Genomic DNA, 20,688 nt, shown 5'->3' with positions numbered 1-20,688 from the left:
GGGAAGATCACTTGCCGGACGGGCGGGCCGGATCCCCCAGCAGGCGGGAGAACTTGTTCCAGCGGGCGATCTCACAGCCGTTGGCCCGGCTGAAGACGGTGTCGACCGGGCGGCCGGCCCAGGTGCCGGAGACGTGCGCGCGCTCGGGACCGCCGTAGAGCATCGTGCAGTTGGAGCCCGGCGGGACGGGGGCGAACAGGTCCCGGTCCCAGCGCGTCTGTTCGTCGAGCTGGGCGCAGGCGCCCTTCGGGTCGCGGACGGTGCCGCGGGCCGGGTGGCAGTACAGCTCGTGCCGGCCGTCGAGCCGGCCGCCGTCGGTGACCGTGACCGTCAGGTGGTCACCGGCTTCCGGCCCCGGCGGGAGGGGGAGCGGGGCGGCGGCCGCGGGCGCGGCGAGCAGCAGGGCCGGCGCGGCGGCGAGGGCGAGACGGCGGAGCGGCATGCGGGAACTCCAGGGGGTGCGAGTGGTGCGGGGCGGGCGGCACGGCCGGGCCCCACCCCTCTAACGCGCGGGTGCGCCGCGCGTTGCGCACCGGAACTGCTTTGCCCGCGGGGCGCGGAGACCGGTACCGTTGGAGTGCGGTTGGTGGCGAGGCCCTGAGCTGTGTCATCATCTGCATGCAGCATTCGCCTACGCGCGGGTGCGGCTGGAGGCGTCGCCTAGTCCGGTCTATGGCGCCGCACTGCTAATGCGGTTTGGGTCTTAAAGCCCATCGAGGGTTCAAATCCCTCCGCCTCCGCAGCCGGGAGCCCCGGTCGTCGGTCACGACGGCCGGGGCTCCGTGTTTCCGGTGGCCGGTTTCCGGACGGCCCGCCCGCGATGATCTCGACGCTGCCCCTCCTGAGGTGTTTGCCCAGGTCAGAGGGGGTGAAGGGAATGGATTTCGCCTGGCGGCGAGGTTCATGTAATGTTGTTCCCGCAACGCCGACCGGCAAGGGAAACCGCCGGGAAGCCGAGCGCTCGTAGCTTAACGGATAGAGCACTTGACTACGGATCAAGAGGTTGCAGGTTCGAATCCTGCCGAGCGCGCAGCCGAGGGACCGGTTCCCAGTCATGGGTTCCGGTCGCTCGACCGTCGCGGGGTGGAGCAGCTCGGTAGCTCGCTGGGCTCATAACCCAGAGGTCGCAGGTTCAAATCCTGTCCCCGCTACTGTGACCACAGGCCCGGTACGTCATGTACCGGGCCTGTGGCGTTTCCCGCGGCGTTTTCCCGGAGGGGGTCCGGTGCGCGACGAGGAGATATCCGGTTTCCGGCGGAGCCTGGGGCTGCCGGGGCTGATCGACGTCCATACGCATTTCATGCCCGAGCGGGTCATGACCAAGGTCTGGGCCCGTTTCGACGCGGCGGGTCCGGAGCTCGGCGTGCCCTGGCCGATCACCTACCGGCGGGCGGAGGACGAGCGGCTGGCCGTGCTGCGCGGCTTCGGGGTCCGTGCCTTCACCTCGATGATCTATCCGCACAAGCCGGACATGGCGCGGTGGCTCAACGCCTGGGCGGCGGACTTCGCGGCCCGGACGCCCGACTGCCTGCACACCGCCACCTTCTTCCCCGAGCCGGACGCCGTCCGCTACGTCCACGAGGCGCTCGAGGCCGGGGCGCGGATCTTCAAGGCGCACCTCCAGGTGGGCGGTTACGACCCGCGCGACCCGCTGCTGGACGGTGTGTGGGGGCTGCTGGCCGAGGCCGGGACGCCGGTGGTGACGCACTGCGGTTCGGGCCCGGTGCCGGGCGCCTTCACCGGGCCGGGGCCGGTGGCGGGGGTGCTGGCCCGGCATCCGTCCCTGCGGCTGGTGGTCGCGCACATGGGGGCGCCCGAGTACGGGGCCTTCCTCGGCCTGGCCGAGCGGTACGCCGGGGTCCATCTCGACACGACGATGGCCTTCACCGACTTCATCGAGGCCCTGGCGCCCTTCCCCGGCGCGGAGCGGCCCCGCCTGGCGGCGCTCGGCGACCGGATCCTCTTCGGCAGTGACTTCCCCAACATCCCCTACGGTTACGGGCACGCGCTGGCCGCCCTCACCCGGCTCGGCCAGGACGACGCCTGGCTGCGCGGGGTCTGCCACGACAACGCGGCACGGCTGTTCGGGCTGCCGGGGGATTCTCAGACGATTCCCAGGTGAGGGCAAGGCGGTTCTCACCGGCCCTGCCGAGGATCGGCGTATGACCACCGCATCCTCCGAAACACGCACCCGTCCCGCCCCGGGCGCCCCAACTGCCCGGCGCCCGCTGGCCGTAGGGGACCTGGTCCTCGACGTGGCGAACCGGGTGGCGCACCGCGGCGGTACGGAGATCCGGCTGACCGCGACCGAATGCGCCCTGCTGCGCCAGCTGATGAGCAATCCGGGCCGGGTACGAGTGTTATCTGGGGCTATTCGCGAAGTTCGCAGGTCATCGACTTGCCTTGAGTTGAGGCATGTTAGGCAAGTTAGGGATTGGCGCTCGTGCTGCTAACAGCCTTCGGTGTCGCCCGGCCGGCGGACCGGGCCGGGTACGGTACGGGGACGGCCTCCTCACTTCGTCTGAGGAGGCCGTCCCCGTGGTGATGGCGGGTCAGGCCAACGGTGTGGCCGCGAGGGCTTCTCGCAGTTCGCGTGCGGCGGGTAGTTGCCGGGCTCCGCGGGGGAGGGTGCTGGCGAGTTCCTGGCCCCGGCGGGCGATCAGGCCGGTGCGGTAGGCGGGCGGGAGGGCGGTGATGATGTGGACTGCCTGGGTGCATGCGCTGTCGTGGTCGCCACCCGCGGCCGTGCACAGGGCTTCGTCGAGGTGGATCAGTGCGGGGGACATCACCGAGGTGGGGCTGATGAGCCGGAGGGCTTCGGCTTGCATGTCGGCGGCGGGGCCGGTGTCGCTGATGCCGGTGTAGGTGCGGCTGGCGTGCACCAAGTGCTGCTGGAGGGGATAGCCGTACCAGGTGCCCGAGGCGTCGGTCTCGCGCAGGCGGTCACGCACGCGCTCGGCGTCGGTTATGGCCTGGCGGGCTTCGGCGTGGTGGCCGAGGGCTGCGTGGGCTCGGGCCTGGGCGGCGGCAGCGAGCGCGTGGGCGGCTGAGTTGCCGTCGCCGGCCAGGGTGCGGGCGCGGTCGGCGAGGCGGAGGGCGGCGGCGGGCTGGCCCCAGTTGAGGGGCACCATCGCCTCCCGTGCGGTCACCCAGGCGTGCACCGTGGTGTCGCCGCTGGCCTGGGCAGCGGCGGAGGCGTTGGCATACCAGCGGTGGGCATCGCGGGGGTGGCCCATGTCGCCCAGGACCAGGGCGACGATGCCGGACAACTGCGCGCAGACCCGCAGGACCCGCTGGCGTTCGCCGGTGTCGAGTTGCTGCACGAGGAGCCGGCCCACGTCTTCGACGTCGAGGAGGGCGTCGTGCAGGACGGTGATGGGGGCGCGTCCGCCGTAGCCGCAGCCGTAGCGCCAGGCGGTCTCCTCCCACTGGCCGATCACGGCATCTCGTCCGGCTGCCGTGGTGAGGGCGGATTCGGCCCGGGCCTGCTGGCCGGCGAGGAGTTCGAGGACCGGCGGGGACAAGGCGGCGCTCGCCCCGAGGGCGGCCCGGATGATGGTGCGTCGTTTCATGTCGTCTTCTCCCTCCTCTCCCGCCGAGGGGGATGCCGAAGCGCCATCGCCGAGAGAGCGTGTGGTGGTGGGTTGGGGAGGGCATTGGCCGGGCGAGAGTGCTCCACCGGCCCTCAAGGCGGTGTCGCACGCTGCCGTCGGGTCCTTCGACAGCAGGTACTTACCCGGTGGGGCGTGAAAGACCAGCGGTCGGTCGCCGTGGACGCGGCCGACGGAGACCGATGCCGCGTTATCGGTGGCCTTGGCCCCGGACCCGGCGGTGCACGTCTTGCCGGAGGTCTCTAAGTCCAGGTTGAGGACCTGCGCGACGTACGGGAGCCAGTGCCTCGGTGCGCGCTCGCCGTTGAGCCACCGGCGGGCGTACTGGCGCTCAAGGGTGCCCGGGGGCCGCCCGGCGGCGATGCTGACTTCCCGGGCGAGCTTGGTGGGGCCCCAGCCGCGTTCCTCGCACGCGTGTCGGATGAGTTCGGAGAGTTCTTGTCTGCTCGGCACGATGCCGTCGCCTCCTGGCCTACGCGGGCCTACAGCTGCCCTACATCCTGGCCCCTCCTCGCCTTGTCCGTACGGCCGTTGACTGAAGCACACCGCCCGGGACGCGTGGGCGGATGAAGCGGCAGCGGGCCACCGGCGTCCCATCACTGTCTCCTCGCCACGTCGGCGGCCCGCTGCCTCCAACCCCTGGGACGAGAAGGAGACGACGGTGACGTACACGTGCCGTACGACCGGCGGCAGGAGGACCTGCGGTGACTGGGTGGAGCCCATGCTCGGCTGGATCTGGGCCCTGGGCACCCTCGCCGCGGCCGGCAGTCTGGCCGCCGTCGTCCACCACGACCTCGACCGCCCCGGGCAGGCCCCGGCCGCCCTGTCCCTGCCGGACGCGGCGGCCACGGCGACGGGAGGCTGGCGATGACCGCCGGTTCGAGCGCCATCGCCGCCGCCGAGGTCTTCGCCTACGCGGACGAGAAGATCAAGCAGGCCGCCGCCGATCTGTGGCCGGGCGGCACCGTGCGGCTGGGCCAGCACACGCCGAGCGTCACCGCCTACGTCCGCCGGCTGACGGTGGACGGGCGCCCGCTGTACGCGAAGGTGTCGCTGCTGGGAATGTCGCTGGTCTCGGTGCTGCGGGGCACGGCCGGGGACTGGGCCCAGGTCAGGGCGGCACAGGCCGCCTACCAGGGCTCGCCGGGCGCCCTGCTGGAGCGGGAGGCCAGGGGCCTGGCCATCGTGCAGGAGGCCGGAGCGCGGGCCTGCCGGGTCGCCGGACACCAGGACGGGGTGCTGTTCACCGAGCCGGTAGCCGGGCCGACGCTCGCCGACCTGCTGGCCAAGGACCCGCACCAAAGCGGCGAGCTGATGACCCGCGCGGTGGTCGAGCTGGCGGGGCTCCAGCGACCCGCCATCGCCCGTGCCGTCGATGAGGTGGCCATCACCGAGCGGGGCATCGGGGCGACCTTCGACCGGAAGTTCAACGGCATCAGCGGCCCCGTCTACCTGCGCAAAGCAGGCCAGGCCGGGGAGGTGCTGGGCGCGGTGGTCCTGCGGCTGAGGCGGCTGCGGCCCGCTCCGGCGGTCGGGCACCGGCCGGTGGTCTACGGTGACCTCAAGCCGGACCACGTCGTCTTCCCCGACGGCGCCGACGGGCGGCCGGTCTTCCTCGACCCCGGCCTGGGCCGGGGACGCCCGCAGACGGACCCGGCCAAGCTGATCTCCCGTGCCGTGCTCAGCCTGATCGCTTCCTCCCCGGACCTGGTCACGGCCGACGCCGTCGCGACCGGGATCGAGGAGTTCGCCGACGCCCTCACGGCCGACCTCGCCCCGGACGAGCGGGCCGAGTGGCTGCGGCACCTGGTGGTGCTCTGGCTGATGGACACCACCAACATCCTCAGCACCTACTTGACCTGCCCGCCCGACCTGCCCCTGCCCGAGCACGCCGGAAAGCTCACCGCCCGGGCGGAGACGGTGTGCGGCCTGCTTCAGGCCACGACCGCCGGCCTGGTCGCCGGGACGGATCCGCGGGCGGTGTGGCGGCTCGCGCTGGCCGACGTGGTGAAGGCAGCGAACCGGTGACCGCCGTCCGGGCCGGGGCGGTCGGGGTGATCGGCGCCGGTGCCGTCGGCCAGAGCGTCGCCATGCTGCTGGCCGCGGGAGGCTGGTGCGAGTCCGTCTGGGTCGTGTCCCGAACGGGCCTGTCGGCCCGGGCCCTGGTGACCGACCTGGAAGACATGTGCCAGATCACCGGCTCCCCCGTCCGGGCGGTTCACGCCGCCGACCCGGGCCAGCTTGTGTCCTGTGAGGCGGTGGTGGTCTGCCCGCGGGCCGAGTTCACCAACACCAGCCGTACCAACGTGCGGATGGCCGGGCTGAACGCGAACGCCCCCGTCATCGCCTCGCTGGCCCGGCAACTGGCCCGCTACCAGGGGCTGGTGGTCATGGTGACCAACCCCGTGGACATCATGGCCCGCCTGTTCGCCGAGGTCTCCGGCTGCCCGCGCGTCTACGGGGTGGGCTCGAACACCGACACCGCCCGCTACCGCCTCACCCTCGCCCACCTCCTGGGTGTGCCTGTTGAGGAGGTGGAGGGGCATGTGATCGGCGAGCACGGCGACCAGGCGGTGGTGTGCGCGTCGGCCACCCGGGTGAACGACCGCCCCGTCGAGGTGCCGGTCGGACAGGTCCGCCGCGAGCTGGCCGATCGTCCGGCCAGGATCAACGCCGGTCTCGGCCGCACCCGTTGCGGCCCGGCCGGCGCCGTCATCGCTGCCCTCCGCGCGGGCCTGGGCCTGGAGGACCGGGTGGTGGAACTGTCCGTCAACCACGAATGGCGGTGGATGGGAATCCCGTTGTGCTTCACCGCCGGAACCCCCAGCGTGTGCCTCCCCCCGCTCGATCCCGGCGAGGCCCGCCAGCTGGTGGCCGCCGACGTCAAGCTCCGCGACGCCTACGAGCCGCTGGCCCGCCTGCACGTTCCCGTACGTACCTCATGGAAGGAGAAGACCGCAGTGACCAGGACCGCTACCCGTATCGCCACGGCCAGTAAGGCGGTGGCCGTCACCAGCAACAGCACGGTGGTCACCGACTGGGCCATCCGTTACTTCGGCCCCTGGTGGAACGCCGCCAGCACCACTGTCGATGACGGCTCGCAGGTGATCGCCGACGTCGCCCCGGACAGGGTGACGGAGATCGCCCAGCGTGTGGCCGACCACGCGCACGAGGAGACCGTCTACGCCAACTCGGCCATGGTCTTCGACCGGGACGACGACGGCACCGTCCTCGCCTCCCAGCCTGACGACAAGCTCGCCTACCGGGCCGAGCCCGGCGGACCCCTGTACATCTACGGCTGCGAGGACGTCCCCGTCGCCCTGGCCGCCGCCCGCCTCGCCCGCGAGGCCGTCCGCGGGCAGCTGGTGGCCGACGGCTGGTCGATCCTGCACGCCTCCGCCGTCGTCCGCGACGGGCAGACCGTGCTGACCCTTGGCGGCAAGGGTGCCGGGAAGACCACTACCGCCCTGCTGCTGGCCCGTGCCGGCTGGCAGCTGCTGGCCAACGACCGCGTCTTCATCCGCCGCGAGGACGACCGGCTGCGGGTCCTGCCCTGGCCCTCGGCCGCCGCCATCGGCCTGGGGCTGCTGGACGCTCTCGACTGGTACGAGGCCGTCCGCGAACGCCTCCGCAGCGGCGAACAGCTCCACCCCACCCAGCACCAGAAGGTCACCGACGCCCTCCTCTCCGGCAGCCGCACCCCCCTGTGGAAGGAGTCCGGCAAGGAACTCAAGCCCCAGTTCTTCCCCGACCAGCTCGCGAGCTGGCTCGGCCTGACCCTGGCCACCGAAGGACACGCCGCCCGCATCCTGTTCCCCACCATCACCCCGGGCGCCGAACCCGCCGTGGTGGACAAGGACCGCACCGTGGCACCCGGCGACTTCTTCACCCCTGGCACCGAAGACCGCTACCCCGACGTCTTCGGCCTCCTGCCAACCGAATCCACCGGAAACGAGCCTCTGCTGGACCTCCTGGGCACACTGCCACGGGCGTCCCTGGCCCTCGGCCACGACGTGAAGGCCAACACCGACCTCCTCAAGCGGATCGCTGCCTGAACGGGCTGGAGCCGGGCGCCCCACGCGGGGCGCCCGGCTCGCGCTTGCTGCCGCGGCAACTCCACCCGCAGCCCGGCCCGTTGTCACACCCCGCCGCCATCATGAAGCGCATGGACGACACCCGCGGCCGTTTTGCCGCCTGTGACCGGCAGATTCCCGCCTGGACCGGCACCGTCGGACCCGGCTGGGCATCCCTGCTCGACAAGCTCCACCGCGATCTGCTCGCCCTGGACCCCGGCTACCGCATCGAGTCCTTCGCCGTGAAGTTCGGCGGCCTGCGGATCACCGTCGCCGACCGCTTCGAGAACGGCGAGTTTGACGGGGAGTTCGCCGACCGGGCCACCGCCCTGACCGACGCCGCCGAGACCGCCTCGGAAAACACCTGCGACGAATGCGGTGCCCCCGGCCGCATCCGCCTGCGGGGCGACGGACAGCACGTGTGGATGCAGGCCCGCTGCGAGCCATGCCGCACCACCGTCCCCAGCAGCCCGGCCCCGGTCAGCACCGGCACGGACCCGGCATAACCGAAAGCCCCCACATGCTGGATCTGCGGCCCCTTCTACCCCTGCGGTCGCCCTCCGGCCCTTCACTCACAGAGGTGATCCGGCCCGCCCCGCCCGGGAGCCGGGCCGCCGTCCGGCACGGCGTGCGGGCCGTCAACGAGCCTGCTGGCCACCGAAGTTCATTGATCACCCGGGTGTTGTCATCTGATTACACTGCGCGGCCCCAGTGAGCTGACTTCGGATGGGGAATCTGCATGAGCTACACAGATCAGGACGTGCGCGAGGGCCGCACCCTGATGATCCAGGGCCGCGAGAAACCGGCTGGCGCTCGGTGACAAGCTGCTGGCCATCACGGCCGTGGGCGGCGAGGCTGCCTTTGAGCGGTACTGCGATGAGATCGGTCTTCCGCTCCGGACCGGGCGCGAGTACCGGCACACCGCCCGCCTGTGCACGCCGGCGGTGCGGCAGTTCGTGGCGGACAGCGGCGTGCACCTGTCCTACACCGTCCTGCGCGAAGGTGCCCGGATCGGGTCCGGCGGGCGGCCGCACGACGAGGAGTACGGCACCTTGCGGTCACTGCTGGACGAAGCCCGCACCTCGGGCGCCGGCCGCCTGCTGTGCTCCCAGTACCAGCAGGCCCTGGGCACTGGCCCGGCCCTGCAAGAGCTGCTGGACCCCGCCAGCGGTACCTCCGTCGCCCGTTACCTCGGGCCCCTGCTGCAAGGCGACCCGGCCGAGCGCGACAAGTTCCTGCGTGACCTGGTGGAGGAGTACGACGGCGTTCACGATGCGATGAAGCGGGTCATGGACGACAAGCGCCGCCGGGACCGAGAAGGGCAGACCGGTTGCTCCGGCGGGCAGCGCGACAAGGCCCACGACCTGGCCCGGGACCTGATCCGGCTGAACGACCAGGCGGTTGCGCTGATGAACCGCTACCCGCGCAAGCCGTCCTTCACCGACGACCAGCGCTCCGCCTGCGAGGAGGCGCTCGGCACGCTGGAAGTCCTCGCCGCGTGGATCAGGGTGCGGCTGGAGGCCCCGAAGGCCGCCGCCGGCGCGGACCGCACCGCCGAGCGGGACCTGGTGAACGCGTGAGGGGGGAGATCGGCGTCGACAGCGAGGAGGCCCTGGAGGCCGACCTCGCCGAGTTCGCCCGGCATGAGCGCAAAGGCGGCTGGGCCCTGGCTCTGCTGATCGCCAAGCGTGTCGAGCCGGGTACCGATAACGGAGTAGGGCTCGAACAGCTATCCACGAACTGGTTCAGCCGCACCGTTTTCCGGCGGATCAGCGCACGCGAGTTCGCCCGCCGGACCCACTCCAGCCACCGGCGGGTCATGGCGTACTGGAAGGCGTGGGAGCGGGCGGCCGCCGACGGCATCGTGGATCCCGCCTTCACCCTGGAGCCCGGCAGGCACGTCGAGCTGCCGGACGAGGACACGGTGCCGTTCTTCGGGGAGAAGGGCTACTACCGCAGTTACGAGGCCCGGGAGGTCTCCTCCGAGCGGGTACGGGCGATCGAGGAGGAGGCCGAGCGGGCCGGGATCAAGGCGACCGCACCGGTGTCGATTGCCACCCAGCCCAAGGCCCTCACCGCGGCGGTGGTGGCCGACGCCACCGCCCGGGGGGCGGCCCAGGAAGGACTCGACGAGTTCCACCGCCGCCAGGCCGAGCAGGACCAAGCCGACCGGGACGCGGCCCGGCGCACGGCCCAGGACCGCCGGCGCGGGTATGACAGGGACGAGGAAGCCGAGGTCGTGCAGGCTGTGCGGCAGTCGGCTCAGGCGGCGTCCGAGGCCGATGCGGCCCTGGATGTGTTCAACGAGATCACCGCGATCCGGCTGGGCACCTTGCGGACCCTGGGCCTGCTCCAGCGGCACCAGATCGCCTTCACCCACGAGCGCAGTCAGTCACTGGCCGGCCTGTGCGACGCCGCCACCGCGGCGATCGGATTCATCCGGGACCTGGTCACCAGCAACTCCACCGCGCTCAACGACGCGGCCCTGCAAGCCTTCCTCGACGAGAGCGAGAAGAAGCTGGGATGAGCCCCAAGCGCGACACCCCCACCCGGGCCGAGCAGGACGCCATCGACGTGCTGCTGTGGCTCAGGCACAACGCGGGCCGTGAAGTCTCCTACGCGGACATCGCCCGCGGCACCAGCATTCCCGACGGAAGCCGTCTGCGTCGCGCGGTCCCCCGGGCCCGCATCGTCGCTCATGAGCTCGGCCACCGTCTGGAACAGTTCCTGCCCAGCCGCGACCCGCTGCGGCGCGGAGCACGGGTGACCCGCTTCCACCTCTCCGGCCAGGGCGACGAGTTCGGTGCCCGCGACGCCTTGCTCGCCTGCCGCAGGGCCGTGGCCTACATGGGTGACATGCACCGGGCCTGCACGTTCGAGGCCAACAACCCCCACAGCATCGAACCCGAAGCGTTCGGGCAGATGGCCGAGGCCGCGGAGGGCTGCATGAAGACCGTCAGCGGTGTCGAGGGCCTGGGCAGCAAGGTCCTCCACGCCCAGGGCACCATGCGGCGCCAGGCCCAGCGGATCGCCGACCTGGAAGCCCAGATCGCCGAGCTGACCGCACACCAGTCCGCCGCCTCGGCGTGAGCAGGTGGCGGGTGCCCGGACCCGGGCACCCGCCACCGGTCAGGTGGACCGGTTGACGGTCTTGAACAGCTCCCGTCCGGCATCGCGGACGGCGATCACCTCATCCTGGGCGTCCGCGAGCTGCCGCTTCAGCTCGGCGTTCTCCGCACGGACGGCAGCGAGTTCATCCTTGACCTTGTGGAGTTCGGCCTGCAGGTCGCCGATCTGCTGGGTAGCGCTTTTGATGCCTTCGCGCTCCAAGCGGGCGCCCAAGTCCCGCTGGACGGCCCGCTTGAGGCCGTCCCTCTCCTGACGCAGGGCCTTGTTCTCCGCCCGCAGCAATTCCAGGTCGGTGGCCAGGCTCGCCGCCGAGGCCCCCGTGCCGCTCTCGCGGCGGCGCCGGGCGGCCTTGGCCTGGCCCTTCATGGCGGCCTCGATGTGCTCGCGCACCCCGTCGCGGTAGACCAGCCAGGTGGACACCCCGGCCGCGCGGGCCACCGAGGCGAAGGTGATCGCGGTACCGCTGTCCTTCATCTCGTCCAGTGCCGCCAGCACCTTGCCGCGTTTGGTCTGGCTGTCGCGCCGCCTGGTCTCCCGCAGCACGTCGCCCGACGTGCGCCTGGTGGCGGTCATGCCCCGGCCCCGTCCACCCGCGGCCGGCGGACCACCGGCATCGGCAGCGCGACCGCCCCGCGTCCGGCCTGGGCCGCACGGACCTTCCTCAGCACCGCCGATGCCTCCTCCACCCGCTCACGCTCCTGCGGGTCCATGGCCGCAACCTGGTCCCGCATCTGATCCACCCGCTTCTTGTACGCCGCGATCTCCTCGTCCATGTTGCGCACGACGAACTCATCGACGTCCATCATGACCGCCTTCTCACGCTGGGCCCGCAGCTGGCGGATGTGGTCCTCCATCGCCGGCAGGTAGGACGGGTCCGGGTGGTACGACGGGCAGCCCACGCACTGGAACCGGATCGGGCACGCGTGCCCGCCCGCCTTCACGTTCGACGGCTCGGTGCAGTTCCCGAACGGGACCTGCACCGACCCCCGCAGATAGGCTGTCTGCGACAGCGGGGTCAGGCGCCCCTTGCGGTCGGTGGTGTGCAGCCGCATCACGTTCACCGCCTCCCGCTTCCGCTTCGCGGAGATCTTGTAATAGGCAGCCGTGGTGACCTCCGAGCGATGGTCCATCAGCTCACGCAGCAGATCCTGATCCAGGCCCGCGTCCGCGTGCCGCTGGCAGAACGAGTGCCGAAACGCGTAGGGGAAGACCAGGGACTTGTCGAACGGGGCCCTGGTTCCGTCCGGACCGAACTCCTCGGCAAACAAGGTCACTTCGTCACAGTCGACCCAGGCCCGGATGATGTGGGCGACCTGCTCGGGCAGCAGGTGCCGCAACTGGCCGTTCTCCCCGGCCGGCGGGAACAGATACCCCTCGCTGCCGGTGGGCAGATCCAGCCCCTCCCGCACCGCCAGCCACCGCTGGATGGTCTCGGCGGTCTCCACGTTGACCGGCAGGTGCCGCCGGGTCCGGCCGGCCTTGCGGTTGTCCCAGATCAAGGTCCAGTGCGCCTCCTCCCGCTTGAGACAGTCCAGGCGCAACTCCCCGATCTCGTAGGGGCGGCGGCCGGTGTCCCGCAGCAGCTCGTAGACGGCCCGGCACATCTCATGGACCTCCCCCGGCGTCAGGCGGCCGTGCGTCACCCCCCGGCCGAGCAGGTGGATCTGGTCGTCCAGCTGGTAGATGACGTCGTTGGGCAGAGCCCGCCCGGCCTCGTCCTCCTCGCTCACCTCGTCCGGGGCGATCACGTGGCTGGGGTGCCGGGCGAAGTAGGCCGACATCCCGCCCAGGTGCCCAGCCGCCCGCCCGTAGTCCAGGACCTTGAAGAAGAAGCCCAGCAGCCCGTTGCGAGCCTTGTTCTTCATCGGCGAGCCGTCCAGCCGCGGCAGATGCCGAAACGCATCCACCACGGCGCCCATGTCGGCGAACGTCAACACCGCGGCGTCCGCGCCACCACCGGGCCGCAGAGCGAGCGCTCTCGCCGCGGTGACACAGGCACGGTGGGCGCGTCTGACCTCGCCGGTCGTCGGCTTCGTCTCATCGATCCAGGTGATCAGCACCCGTCGCAGCCACGGCTGGGCCAGCTCGGTCAGGTCCAGATCGCCCGGACGGCTGGTGCGACCGCCGCGCTTGCCCCGCACGCCCAGCTCGGTCAGATCCAGCGTGGCCTGATCGGCCGGATCCTGCCCGCGGAAGCGCGCAAGGGCGGCGGCCACCACACGATGGGTCTCCCGCAGCAGCGCGTCGATGTTCGACCCCGAGCGATGGGGAAGGGCGTCGGCAGGCACCGCGGCCAGGCTGTCCGCGGCCTCGGCCAGGTGGGCGACCATCTGGCGGGTGGCATGCGGGTCGATCTTCTGCCCGCGCGCATCCCGCTGCTGCAGCGCGTACAGCACCTCCAGGCGGGCGAGCCGGCTCAACGGGGCGAGCGAGAACTGGTGGACTGCCAAATAGGGGGCCTGCCGGTCCAGCCAGTCGGCCGGCACCCTCGCACCCGCCACCCGGGAGGACGGGTGCCGCTTGAAGGTGCGGATGTGCTGGAAGCACAGGGTGTGCGGGCCGCGGCCGTCGAAGCGGCAGCCGCGCACGCGGCAGCTGGCCACCGGCGGGTACGGCTTCTGCCGGGCGACCCAGACCTCCAGCGCGGAGCCGGGATCGCGGTCCAGGTGCTTCTGCCGCAAAGAGGCGTGCGAGCTGCACAAGCCCCACACATGCGCATCGCGCGGGCATCCCCCCACGCGGCACCGCTCCTGCACCCCGGTCATCGTCCGGTCCCGTACCGGCACGAAGACCGCCTTGAACTCCTTCATCGACAGCCCGCTGACCCGCTGGGCCTTCGCGCAGGTCGTGCACAGGCTCTTGGCCCGCGTCAGCGCATCGCACGCCGCGGTGCCACAGCGGTAAACCACCGTGCGCGCATTGGCCACATCGCCGGTGAACACCAGCGTCTGCCCATCCCACTCACCCTCGCGCCAGCCCTCCGCGACCTGCTCGCGCAACCACGCCGCCCACCGCCCGGCCTCCAGCGGAGCCCACCCGGCCCCATGCCCCTCACCGGTTGGCACCCGGTGCAGCGGCACCACCTCGCCCACGGTATTCCTCCCTCCCCTGACGGAACCGGGCTGCCACCAGCTCCACCGCGTCGCGTTTCTCCTGATCACTAACGTGCGAGTAGCGCTCCTGGGACGCCGGCGACTGATGCCCGGCCATGTCCTGGCGCACCGCCCGCGGGACCTTGTTCCGCCGCCACCGGGTGATCGCCGAGTGCCGCAGCATGTGCGGCCTGGCCCGAAACCCCGCCCGCTTCGCCAGCCGCTGGAACAACTCGTGCGCATTGTCGTAGCGCATCGGCTGGCCCAGCGGGGCACGGAAGAGGTTGACGAACACCATGTCGCTGGCCTCCGCCTGCCACACCGCCTCCCGCTCGTAGCGGTACTCGGTGTACAGGCCGACCGTGTCCTCCTCCACCGGAATCCAGCGCGGCTGCACCGACTTGGCGAAGGCGTTGTTGCTGTTGACCCGCCGCCTGACGTGGACGTGCGGCCCCTTGACCTGGCAGCCCAGCAGCCGCGAGTCGGGCAGCACGTGCATGTCCTCGCGCCGCAGCCCCAGCGCCTCACCGATCCGCATCCCCGTCACCGCCAGCAGCCCCACCAGGAAACGGTCCCTGGCGTGCGTGGTCACCGCGAGAACCTGGTGAATCTCCTCGTCCGTCAGCCACTCGTAGCCGGGCACCGCCACCCGGAACTTCAGGCGCCGAGCCTCGATCTGGAGGTTCTGGCCGTCCTCGCCCGGATCGAAGCCCGCCGGGGCGAAGCGCAGGAACCGGGGCGCGACCAGCATCGTCACCACCGTCTGCGGCACACCGAGCCCCGCCAGCGAGCACCACCGCAGGAAGTCGGTCACCGTGCCCGTGATCTGGTTCGCCGTGCCCTTCTCCCGATAGCGCCGCTCAGCCCCCGGCCGGCGACTGCGCGGCGGCAACGGCTCCTCCACCAGCCACCGCTGGAAGGCCATCAGCTGGGCCAGCGTCGGCTCGTTCCACGCGACACCGAACTCCTTGCACCACGACAGATACAGAGCGACCCGAGGCGCGTACGTCCTGCCGGTGTTGAACTCCCGGCCCGTCAGGAACGAGCACGCCTGCCCATGCAGTTCGAAGGACTCATCGACCACCACCCACCGGACGCTCCCGTCCGCGGACACAGCACGCTCAGCCCGATAGTGACGAGGTAACACATCTGCTGTAACCAACGTGCCTTAACTCCCCCCAGATATCGCGCAGTCACGTAGAGATCGACCCTACTTGCCCCACGTGCCTCGCGGCTGCCAGTCGCACCAGATAACGAGTGTTCCCACCGCGTACTCGGCCGTCGACATCCCGGCATCTCCCGCGCCCGCAACCTCCGTTGCCCGTGCCACCGCACGGCATTTGGCCCTCGTCCACCACCGCATGACCATCACTGCCTCCTCGTTCTCCTCATCTCCTCGCGCACGGACACCGGTTGCCCGTGCGTCGCCTTCATGTCCCGCCTTTGGTACGGCCGGTACCGCTAGGAGCCCCGCACCAGCCCGCTCGCCAGGCCGATCACCATCGGCACGACGCCGACGGCCAGGAACGCGGGCAGGAAGCACAGGCCCAGCGGCGCCGTGGCCACCACGCCCGCGCGGTGGGCGCGTATGCCGGCCGCCCGGCCCTGCGCGGCGCGCGAGGCGACGGCGAGCCGTGTCATGGGCTCCACGCCGGGCACTCCCGTCGCCTGGGCCCTCTCCAGACACAGCGCCAGCCCCCGGGCCCCCGGCAGCTCGGCCAGCCGTCCCCAGGCGACCGCCGGATCGCCGCCGAGCCGCACCTCCGCGGCCGCCCTGGCCAGCCGTTCGCCGACGGGGCCGCCGAGCGACCCGCCGACCGCTTCGGCCGCCTCCCGGGGCCCGGCCCCCGCCGCCAGGCAGGCGGCCATCAGATCGGCCGCCAGCGGGAGTTGACGTCCCACCTCTTCGGCGGGAACCGCCCGCTCCCCAGCCGCGGCGCGCTCCGCCCTGCGTCTCCACCACCACAGGCCACCGGCGGCGAACGCCCCCGCGGCCCAGCCGGCGGGGCCGCCGATCACCACGGCTCCCAGGACGACCCCGGCGACCGCGGGAAGCCCCTGACGGACCACGGAGGGCCCGCTCGTACGGGCCCGCAGCCACGCCCGCGTCCGGGCCGGCGGGTCATCGCCCCACAGCCTCGCGGCCCTGCGCCGCACCGTCTTCGCCCGGCCGGGGGCCCTCAGGGCGGCGACCGCGCACGATGCGAGAACGGCCAGCACAGCCGCCATTTCCGGTCCGCCCACGCCTCGTCCGTCCATCACTCCGCCCTCCCGCCGGCCGCCCGCACGATGCGCCCGGTCCACACCAGCCCCGCGTATTCGAGGAAGCCGCCCAGGGCGAGGCAGCCGAGGCCGGCCGGGGTGTGGAGCAGCACCCGCAGCGGGTCCGCGCCGAGGGCACTTCCCATCAGGAGGGCGAGGAGCGGGAGCAGCGCGAGCATCACGGCGGTGGACCGGGTGCCCGCCAACTGGGCGTTCAGGTCCTCCCGTTGGTCCCGTTCGGCGGCGAGCGCGGCGCCCACCCGGTCGAGCCCGGCGGCCAGCCCCGCCCCGCCGTCGACGGCGACCTGCCAGCAGGCGGCCACTCCGGTCAGGCCCCCGGCGCCCGGTTGCCGGCCGGCCTCCCGCAGTGCCGCGGGGACGTCGCCGCCGAACCGGGCGGCCGCCGTGACGGCCGGCCACGAGGGCCCCAGCGCGTCGCACCGCGCCGCCGCCATCGCCTCGCCCGGCTGCCGGCCCGCCCTCAGGTCGCCCGCGACGGCCCCGCACAGCTCGATCACGGCGTCCTCGCGCCGGCCGCGCTCCCGCTGCCGCCGCCGGGCGGCCAGCCGGCGCCGCACCAGCGGGACGGCCGCCCCCGCCATGAGCGGGGGCAGGACCGACCCGCCCAGCAGACCGACGGCGCAACCGGCCGGGAGGCACCACAGTTCACGCCGGCCGCGCGCCGCGACGAGCAGGCGCCGCACGACCTCCCGCAGCCACGCCGGAAGGAGCGGGCAGCGGCCGGGACAAGTGCGCCCCAACAGGGCTCCGGCCCGGCGCAGTTGGCGCCCCCGCCGCACGGAGGGGCGCGCGGCGGCCGCGGCACCGAGCAGTGCCGTGGCGGTCAGCGCCGTCTCGGGCACCGTCACCGGAACCGTCATGGCGCACCCCCGCCCCGCCCGCACAACGCCGCGAGCCGGTCCCACCCGGCAGCCCGCCGGAAGCCCTCCGGGCCCCAGACGGCGGCCGGCACGGTGGTGACGAACCCGGCGCGGTCGCGGTCCAGCACGTGCACCTCGGCGACGCGCCGGCGGCCACCGCGGTCCCTCACGAGGTGGATCACCACAGCGAGGGCCGCCGCCAACTGGCTGTGCAGCGCCGCCCGGTCGAGCCCCGCCGTGGAGCCGAGCGCCTCCAGCCGGGCCGGTACGTCGGCGGCGGCGTTGGCGTGGACGGTGCCGCAGCCTCCCTCGTGCCCGGTGTTCAACGCGGCCAGCAGATCGGTCACTTCCGGACCGCGCACCTCCCCGACCACCAGCCGGTCGGGCCGCATCCGCAGGGCCTGGCGGACCAGGTCCCGCAGGGTGACCAGGCCGGTGCCCTCCTGGTTCGCCGGGCGGGTCTCCAGCCGTACGACGTGCGGGTGGTCCGGGCGCAGTTCGGCCGAGTCCTCGGCGAGGACGATCCGTTCGTCGGGTGCGACCAGGCCGAGCAGGCTGGACAGGAGGGTCGTCTTCCCCGAGCCCGTTCCGCCGCTGATCACGAAGGAGAGCCGGGCGTCCAGCACGGAGCGGAGCAGTTCCTGCCCGCCGGGCGGCACCGTTCCGGCGGCGGCCAGTTCGTCGAGGGTGAAGGCCCTCGGGCGGACCACGCGCAGCGAGAGACAGGCCGACCCGACGGCCACCGGGGGCAGCACGGCGTGGAGCCGGGTGCCGTCGGGGAGGCGGGCGTCCACCCAGGGGCGGGCGTCGTCCAGCCGGCGGCCGGCGACCGCGGCGAGCCGCTGGGCGAGCCGGCGGACGGCCGCGGCGTCGGGGAAGGACACGTCGACGCGGCGCAGGCCCGCTCCCCGGTCCACCCATACCTGGTCGGGCGCGGTGACGAGGACATCGGTGACATCGGGCTCGGCCAGCAGCGGTTCCAGGGGGCCACTGCCGATCAGCTCGGAGCGCAGCCGGGAGACGATGCCCAGCACCTCGGCGTCGCCCAGGAGCCTGCCCTCCTGGCGGAGGGCCTCGGCGACCCGTGCCGGGGTCGGCTCCGCACCCGTCCCCGCGAGCCTGAGCCGTACGGCGTCCAGCAGTGCGGTGCTCATGCCGCCACGTCCTCGCCGTCGGGCAGTACCCGTGCCCAGAACTCCGCGCAGAAGGCGGCCAGCGGACCCCTGTCCGCGCCCGGGGCGCGGCCCGCCGCCAGCGCCCGGGGCAGGCCGGGGTCCTCCGGCACCTCCCCGGCGAGCGGGAGGGCGAGGAGGCGGGCGATCTCCTCGCCGTCGAGCCCTGGCCCGCACGGCCCCCGGACCACCATCCGCAGGTCGCCCATCAGCAGGCCGATGGACCGGGCGACCCGGTGGGCGGCGGCGACGGCCCTCAGCTCGGAGGGCACCACCAGCAGCCCGAGGTCCAGCTGCCCGAGCACCTCGGCGGCCGCGCCGTCGGCGCCGCGCGGCAGATCGACGACGACCACCCCGCCCCGCCGGCGCGCGGCGGCCAGCACCGCGCGCACGGCCTCGGGCGGGACCGCCGCGCACTCACCGCGGTCCCAGCTCAACAGGCGCAGGGAGTGCGGGTCGGGCAAGGACTCCTCCAGGGCCCGGCACGCCACCCGCCCCCGGGAACCGGCGAACGCGGGCCAGCGCAGACCGTCGGCGCGTTCGGCCCCGAGCAGGACGTCGAGCCCGCCGCCGAGCGGGTCGGCGTCGATCAGCATGGTGCGCCGCCCGGCCCGGGCCGCGCCCACCGCGAGGGCACAGGCCAGGGTGCTGGCCCCGGCGCCGCCCCGGCCGCCGATCACGCCCACGGTGAGGGCGGGGCCCTCCGTCCCCTCCGCCGCGTCGGCGATCCGGTCGACCAGCCAGCCCTCCGCGTCGGGCAGCACCGCCACATGGCGCGCGCCGACCCGGAGAGCGCGCTTCCAGACGCCGGGGTCGTCGGGATCCCGGCCGACCAGCGCCACGCCCTCGCGGTGTGCGGCGTCGGGCAGGCGGTCCGCGCAGTCGTCGCCGACCAGCACCAGCGGGGCGCCGGACCACTGCTCGGCCCGGACGGACGTCCCGTGGGCGACCTCGGGCAGGGCGCCCGCCGCCGCGCACAGGCGCAGCAGGTCGTCGAGCAGGGTCTCGTCCTCGGTGATGATCAGCGGGCCGCCCTGCCGTCCTCCGGCGGCGGCCTTCCTCTCCGCTGTGACGTGTCCGGTCACGGCCTCTCCCCCTCTCCTGCGCGCCACACGGCGCGCTCTCGCCTCCGCGGACATCGCGGAACTCGTGGGGAATCACCGTGCAGCCGACCGGGAAATCGTGTGGATCTTGGTGAAAAACTGTGGACAACTCGCCAGTTGTGAATATCCCGCTCACCTATACCGGTGACTTCCCCAGAGCACTGCGACGATTACGCACAGTTACGTGTATGAAGGAGGCGGGAGCGGCGCCGCGCGGGGCGCCCGACGGCCGGAGGAGGCCCGAGATCATGCCCAAAATGCATCCGGACATGCGACGACCCCCGCCGGGGGGGAGAGCGGGGGTCGTCCCCACGGCCGACTCGGGGGGGGAGGAGTCGGACCGGGTTAGACACGGTCGCGAACGATCCGTGACTTCCATGGTGTACCCGAGAGCCTTCTCAGGCAAACCCACACGCCTCAGCTTACGCCGAATGGAGGGCCCCTATGCTCGGCGGCGTGGAAAACCACTCCTTGCGCCGAACAGCCGCGTTCTTTGACCTGGACAAGACGGTCATTGCGAAGTCGAGCACGCTCACCTTCGGCAAGTCCTTCTACCAAGGCGGTCTGATCAACCGGCGCGCGGCGCTGCGCACCGCGTACACGCAGTTCGTCTTCCTGCTCGGCGGCGCCGACCACGAGCAGATGGAACGGATGCGGAAGTACCTCTCCGAGCTCTGCCGCGGCTGGAACGTCCACCAGGTCCGGGAGATCGTCGCGGAGACCCTCCACGAGCTCATCGACCCGATCATCTACGACGAGGCCGCCTCCCTCATCGAGGAGCACCATGCCGCGGGGCGCGACGTGGTCATCGTCAGCACCTCCGGCGCGGAGGTCGTCGAGCCCATCGGCAGGCTCCTGGACGCCGACCGCGTCGTGGCCACGCGCATGGTCGTCGAGGACGACGTCTTCACCGGCGAGGTGGAGTACTACGCGTACGGCCCCACCAAGGCGGAGGCCGTCCGCGAGCTCGCCGCCTCCGAGGGGTACGACCTGGCCGGCTGCTACGCCTACAGCGACTCGGCCACGGACCTGCCGATGCTGGAGGCGGTCGGCCACCCCCACGCCGTCAACCCCGACCGGGCACTGCGCCGCGAGGCCGCCGCCCGGGAGTGGCCCGTGCTCACCTTCAGCCGTCCGGTACGGCTCAAACAGCGGGTGGCCGCCCTGCCGATGCCCTCCCGCCCGGCGCTGCTGACCGCGGCGGCGGTCGGCGCGGTCACCGCGGCCGTGGGCCTGCTCTGGCTGGCGGGCCGGCGCCACACACCCCGGCAGCGGTGCCGCACACCCCGACAGCGGTCCTGATTGCCCCTTTTTGAAGCTAAAAGTAAAGAAGTGCGAACTGGCCTTCCGCTTACCCCGCAAGCG

At 72.6% G+C, this 20,688-nt stretch carries 18 protein-coding genes and 3 tRNA genes; 12 read left to right on the top strand and 9 right to left on the bottom strand.

The genetic code is table 11. The features are described from left to right. Positions 1-7: 7 nt before the first annotated feature. Entirely contained in the window at positions 8-442 is a 435-nt protein-coding gene (locus AC230_RS26985) for an SSI family serine proteinase inhibitor (protein WP_049718976.1), read from the bottom strand. A 207-nt stretch (positions 443-649) separates the two neighbouring features. Between AC230_RS26985 and AC230_RS26980 the strand changes: the two genes are divergently transcribed. The 4 genes from AC230_RS26980 (at position 650) to AC230_RS26965 (ending at position 2,122) form a co-directional block, all read left to right on the top strand. Next, a tRNA-Ser gene (locus AC230_RS26980) sits at positions 650-740 on the top strand. A 217-nt stretch (positions 741-957) separates the two neighbouring features. Then, a tRNA-Arg gene (locus AC230_RS26975) sits at positions 958-1,030 on the top strand. A gap of 47 nt (positions 1,031-1,077) precedes the next feature. Further along, a tRNA-Met gene (locus tag AC230_RS26970) sits at positions 1,078-1,151 on the top strand. A 74-nt stretch (positions 1,152-1,225) separates the two neighbouring features. Continuing rightward, positions 1,226-2,122 carry an amidohydrolase family protein gene (locus AC230_RS26965; RefSeq protein ID WP_049718975.1) on the top strand — a complete coding sequence of 299 codons (897 nt, stop codon included), beginning with the start codon at positions 1,226-1,228 and terminating at the stop codon, positions 2,120-2,122. 430 nt (positions 2,123-2,552) lie between these two features. On the opposite strand, the gene AC230_RS34415 is transcribed toward AC230_RS26965, so the two are convergent. Next, a complete protein-coding gene (locus tag AC230_RS34415) occupies positions 2,553-3,572 on the bottom strand; it encodes an NsdA family TPR-like regulatory protein (protein WP_049716380.1) in 1,020 nt (339 codons plus the stop codon). 700 nt (positions 3,573-4,272) lie between these two features. On the opposite strand from AC230_RS34415, the gene AC230_RS32815 reads away from it, so the two are divergent. From AC230_RS32815 to AC230_RS26925, 7 genes are all read left to right on the top strand, one after another. Continuing rightward, positions 4,273-4,482: a hypothetical protein gene (locus tag AC230_RS32815; RefSeq protein WP_157868547.1), complete on the top strand. Its 210-nt coding sequence runs from the start codon at positions 4,273-4,275 to the stop codon at positions 4,480-4,482. After that, positions 4,479-5,639 carry a hypothetical protein gene (locus AC230_RS32810; RefSeq protein WP_049716381.1) on the top strand — a complete coding sequence of 387 codons (1,161 nt, stop codon included), beginning with the start codon at positions 4,479-4,481 and terminating at the stop codon, positions 5,637-5,639. Before AC230_RS32815 ends, AC230_RS32810 begins: the two co-directional genes overlap by 4 nt. Next, the gene (locus tag AC230_RS34590; RefSeq protein ID WP_338399829.1) at positions 5,636-7,666 is read left to right on the top strand and encodes a lactate/malate family dehydrogenase; all 2,031 of its coding nucleotides are present in this window, start codon (positions 5,636-5,638) and stop codon (positions 7,664-7,666) included. Before AC230_RS32810 ends, AC230_RS34590 begins: the two co-directional genes overlap by 4 nt. A 110-nt stretch (positions 7,667-7,776) precedes the next feature. Continuing rightward, positions 7,777-8,190, top strand: a complete 414-nt coding sequence (locus tag AC230_RS26940; protein ID WP_049715901.1) for a hypothetical protein — start codon at positions 7,777-7,779, stop codon at positions 8,188-8,190. Positions 8,191-8,526: 336 nt separating this feature from the next. Continuing rightward, a complete protein-coding gene (locus tag AC230_RS26935) occupies positions 8,527-9,264 on the top strand; it encodes a hypothetical protein (protein WP_241833179.1) in 738 nt (245 codons plus the stop codon). Then, positions 9,261-10,211: a hypothetical protein gene (locus AC230_RS26930; protein WP_241833180.1), complete on the top strand. Its 951-nt coding sequence runs from the start codon at positions 9,261-9,263 to the stop codon at positions 10,209-10,211. Before AC230_RS26935 ends, AC230_RS26930 begins: the two co-directional genes overlap by 4 nt. Beyond that, positions 10,208-10,774 carry a hypothetical protein gene (locus AC230_RS26925; protein ID WP_049715902.1) on the top strand — a complete coding sequence of 189 codons (567 nt, stop codon included), beginning with the start codon at positions 10,208-10,210 and terminating at the stop codon, positions 10,772-10,774. The genes AC230_RS26930 and AC230_RS26925 overlap by 4 nt, the downstream gene beginning before the upstream one ends. Before the next feature lie 39 nt (positions 10,775-10,813). On the opposite strand, the gene AC230_RS26920 is transcribed toward AC230_RS26925, so the two are convergent. The 7 genes from AC230_RS26920 to ssd all read right to left on the bottom strand — a co-directional run bounded on the left by AC230_RS26920 (position 10,814) and on the right by ssd (position 19,305). After that, a complete protein-coding gene (locus AC230_RS26920) occupies positions 10,814-11,386 on the bottom strand; it encodes a DUF6262 family protein (protein WP_049718974.1) in 573 nt (190 codons plus the stop codon). Continuing rightward, positions 11,383-13,905, bottom strand: coding sequence for a tyrosine-type recombinase/integrase (locus AC230_RS26915; RefSeq protein WP_049718973.1), 2,523 nt, complete (start codon positions 13,903-13,905; stop codon positions 11,383-11,385). Before AC230_RS26915 ends, AC230_RS26920 begins: the two co-directional genes overlap by 4 nt. Then, the gene (locus AC230_RS26910; RefSeq protein ID WP_198535494.1) at positions 13,865-14,992 is read right to left on the bottom strand and encodes a tyrosine-type recombinase/integrase; all 1,128 of its coding nucleotides are present in this window, start codon (positions 14,990-14,992) and stop codon (positions 13,865-13,867) included. The genes AC230_RS26915 and AC230_RS26910 overlap by 41 nt, the downstream gene beginning before the upstream one ends. Before the next feature lie 374 nt (positions 14,993-15,366). Further along, entirely contained in the window at positions 15,367-16,149 is a 783-nt protein-coding gene (locus AC230_RS26905; RefSeq protein WP_241833384.1) for a type II secretion system F family protein, read from the bottom strand. 14 nt (positions 16,150-16,163) lie between these two features. After that, positions 16,164-17,048, bottom strand: coding sequence for a type II secretion system F family protein (locus tag AC230_RS26900; RefSeq protein WP_053161432.1), 885 nt, complete (start codon positions 17,046-17,048; stop codon positions 16,164-16,166). Next, entirely contained in the window at positions 17,045-18,202 is a 1,158-nt protein-coding gene (locus AC230_RS26895) for a TadA family conjugal transfer-associated ATPase (RefSeq protein WP_049718972.1), read from the bottom strand. Before AC230_RS26895 ends, AC230_RS26900 begins: the two co-directional genes overlap by 4 nt. Further along, positions 18,199-19,305 carry a septum site-determining protein Ssd gene (gene ssd, locus AC230_RS26890; protein ID WP_049718971.1) on the bottom strand — a complete coding sequence of 369 codons (1,107 nt, stop codon included), beginning with the start codon at positions 19,303-19,305 and terminating at the stop codon, positions 18,199-18,201. Before ssd ends, AC230_RS26895 begins: the two co-directional genes overlap by 4 nt. A 462-nt stretch (positions 19,306-19,767) precedes the next feature. Here ssd and AC230_RS26885 point away from each other — a divergent pair, with 462 nt between their 5' ends. Further along, positions 19,768-20,625, top strand: coding sequence for an HAD family hydrolase (locus AC230_RS26885; protein ID WP_049718970.1), 858 nt, complete (start codon positions 19,768-19,770; stop codon positions 20,623-20,625). The last annotated feature ends 63 nt before the right edge of the window (positions 20,626-20,688 follow it).

This window comes from Streptomyces caatingaensis (genome assembly GCF_001187435.1).
Taxonomy (GTDB): Bacteria; Actinomycetota; Actinomycetes; order Streptomycetales; family Streptomycetaceae; genus Streptomyces; species Streptomyces caatingaensis.
This window is presented reverse-complemented; position numbering and strand designations above follow the sequence as displayed.

Bases quoted from the DNA above. Each gene is read 5' to 3' on its own strand.
- AC230_RS26920 (WP_049718974.1), bottom strand. From the start codon at position 11,386: ATGACCGCCACCAGGCGCACGTCGGGCGACGTGCTGCGGGAGACCAGG.
- AC230_RS26900 (WP_053161432.1), bottom strand. From the start codon at position 17,048: ATGACGGTTCCGGTGACGGTGCCCGAGACGGCGCTGACCGCCACGGCA.
- AC230_RS26925 (WP_049715902.1), top strand. From the start codon at position 10,208: ATGAGCCCCAAGCGCGACACCCCCACCCGGGCCGAGCAGGACGCCATC.
- AC230_RS26940 (WP_049715901.1), top strand. From the start codon at position 7,777: ATGGACGACACCCGCGGCCGTTTTGCCGCCTGTGACCGGCAGATTCCC.
- AC230_RS26895 (WP_049718972.1), bottom strand. From the start codon at position 18,202: ATGAGCACCGCACTGCTGGACGCCGTACGGCTCAGGCTCGCGGGGACG.
- AC230_RS32810 (WP_049716381.1), top strand. From the start codon at position 4,479: ATGACCGCCGGTTCGAGCGCCATCGCCGCCGCCGAGGTCTTCGCCTAC.
- AC230_RS26885 (WP_049718970.1), top strand. From the start codon at position 19,768: ATGCTCGGCGGCGTGGAAAACCACTCCTTGCGCCGAACAGCCGCGTTC.
- AC230_RS34415 (WP_049716380.1), bottom strand. From the start codon at position 3,572: ATGAAACGACGCACCATCATCCGGGCCGCCCTCGGGGCGAGCGCCGCC.
- AC230_RS26985 (WP_049718976.1), bottom strand. From the start codon at position 442: ATGCCGCTCCGCCGTCTCGCCCTCGCCGCCGCGCCGGCCCTGCTGCTC.